The organism is Vicinamibacteria bacterium, assembly GCA_035620555.1.
Classification (GTDB): domain Bacteria; phylum Acidobacteriota; class Vicinamibacteria; order Marinacidobacterales; family SMYC01; genus DASPGQ01.
The window spans coordinates 1-2,075 of sequence record DASPGQ010000808.1; the positions used below are offsets into that span (position 1 = coordinate 1).

At 65.9% G+C, this 2,075-nt stretch carries 2 protein-coding genes; one reads left to right on the forward strand and one right to left on the reverse strand.

Features of this window, described 5'->3' with window-relative positions:
- A partial coding sequence (locus VEK15_32325) for an amidohydrolase family protein (GenBank protein HXV65427.1) occupies positions 1–959 on the reverse strand: 959 nt, incomplete at its 3' end.
- A 109-nt stretch (positions 960–1,068) separates the two neighbouring features.
- Here VEK15_32325 and VEK15_32330 point away from each other — a divergent pair.
- Positions 1,069–2,075 (forward strand): YifB family Mg chelatase-like AAA ATPase (locus tag VEK15_32330; GenBank protein ID HXV65428.1); only part of this gene is annotated, 1,007 nt, incomplete at its 3' end.

Genomic DNA, 2,075 nt, shown 5'->3' on the forward strand with positions numbered 1-2,075 from the left:
CCATCGTAAGCATTGGTCATCTTGTAATCCGCGAGCCGCTCCGCCATCGTCTCGTTAGACTCCCGGCGCACCATGGCGTAGAGGCGCACCGGAAGGCGTCCCGCTTGCGCCATTTCCTTGAAGAAGTCGATGGTGGCGAAGTCGGCCCCGGCATCGTGAAAGCTGGTGACGCCCTTTCTGAGGAGCTCCTCGCTCGCGAGCTGGAGGCGTCTTTCGTCGTCGGCCCGCCGTTCTTCGGGCGATCGTTGATCCAGGAACTCCTCGAGGGCTTCCCGCACCAGCCTCTGTGCGGTCTCGCGAAGCGCTCCGGTGGGCTGGCCGTTCGAGTCTTTGACGATCGTTCCACCCGGCGGATCGGGAGTGGCGCCGGTGATGCTGGCCAGCTCCATCGCTTTCTGGTTCACGAAGGCGGCATGTCCGCTTGCGTGAGTGAGGATGACCGGATTCTCGGGGGACACCTCGCTCAAGCCCATATGGTTGGGAAGCCCGTCCACGGCGCCCGGTGGAACGGAGCTCCATTTCTCCTGGTGCCAGCCGCGGCCCTGAATCCAGACCCCGGGCTCGACGTTCTGCACGGCATCCCCCACCATGGTGACGATCTCGTTCCAGTCCTCGACCCGGGTCAGGTCGAGGATCATCTTGGCGTTTCCAAGGCTCATGAAATGACCGTGGCCTTCGATGAAACCCGGAAGCGCCAGGTTCCCATCGAGCTCGATGACTTCGGTGCCGGGGCCGATCAGGCCCTCGATCTCGTCGTTGCTGCCGACCGCGAGAACCCTTCCGTCCTTCACCGCGACGGCTTCGGCTTCGGGTCGCGCGTCGTCGACGGTTACGACCTTCCCGCCGCGCAGCACGAGATCGGCGGGCGGCTGCTCCTCCTCGGGCGGGGCGCAGCCCGCCAGCAGGATGAGGAGAGCCGAAATCAAGGGTGAAACGAGAACGGTCCGTCCACGATTCATAATCGAGTCCTCCCGAAGCGGGGGAGCTTAGCACAGGGCGCTCGCGGTCGCTTGTTTCGCGACGGCGCCGAGGGAGGGTCGTCGACTTAGATCTCGTCCTTAGATAACGATGCTGGCAAAGACGTTCACGGGAGCGACGCGGGGAGTCGACGGCCTGCTCGTTCGCGTCGAAGTCGACGTGTCGGCTGGGATCACCAAATTTCGCCTCGTCGGTCTCCCCGATACCGCCGTGCGCGAAGCCGAGATGCGGGTGCGCTCCGCGCTCGCCCAATGCGGCTTCGAGTTTCCGTCGGGAAGAGTCACCGTCAATCTGGCCCCGGCCGACGTGAAGAAGCAGGGATCGGCCTTCGACCTGGCCGTCGCGCTCGGAATCGTCGCCGCGATGGGAGCCTGTCCCAAAGAGCCGCTCGAAGAGATGCTGTTCCTCGGAGAGCTGGCGCTCGACGGGAGGCTGCACTCGGTTCGGGGGGTGCTTCCCGTCGTATGCGAGGCGGTCCGCAACCGCATTGCGCGGGTGGTCGTACCCCACGAGAACGGTCGGGAAGCCGCACTCGTGAAGCGGGCCGCGGTTTTCGCCGTGGGCTCGCTGGGTGAAGCCCTCGACCTGGTTCGGCTCGGCGGGGGCGAGCCGCTCGTTCCGACGGAATCGAACGGGCACCGACAAAGCGTCCTTCCCGACCTGAGCGACGTGAAAGGCCAGCGCCAGGCGAAGCGCGCGCTTGCGATCGCCGCGGCGGGGGGACACAACGCGCTGTTCGTGGGTCCGCCCGGGGCGGGGAAGAGCCTTCTCGCGATGCGGCTTCCTTCGCTGGTTCCACCGCTCTCCTTCGAGGATGCCATCGAGGTCACCAAAATCTATTCCGTCGCCGGGCTGCTCGATGACGGCGTTCTCGTCTCCCGGCCTCCCTTCCGAGCGCCCCATCACACGATTTCGATGGCGGCCATGGTCGGCGGGGGAAGCGGACCGATGCCGGGAGAGGTGAGCCTCGCCCACCGCGGAGTCCTCTTCCTCGACGAGCTCCCCGAATTCTCGCGCAACGCCCTCGATTCGCTCCGGCAGCCGATCGAGGATGGCCGCGCCCGCATCAGACGCGTGGACCATATGGCGTCGCTGCC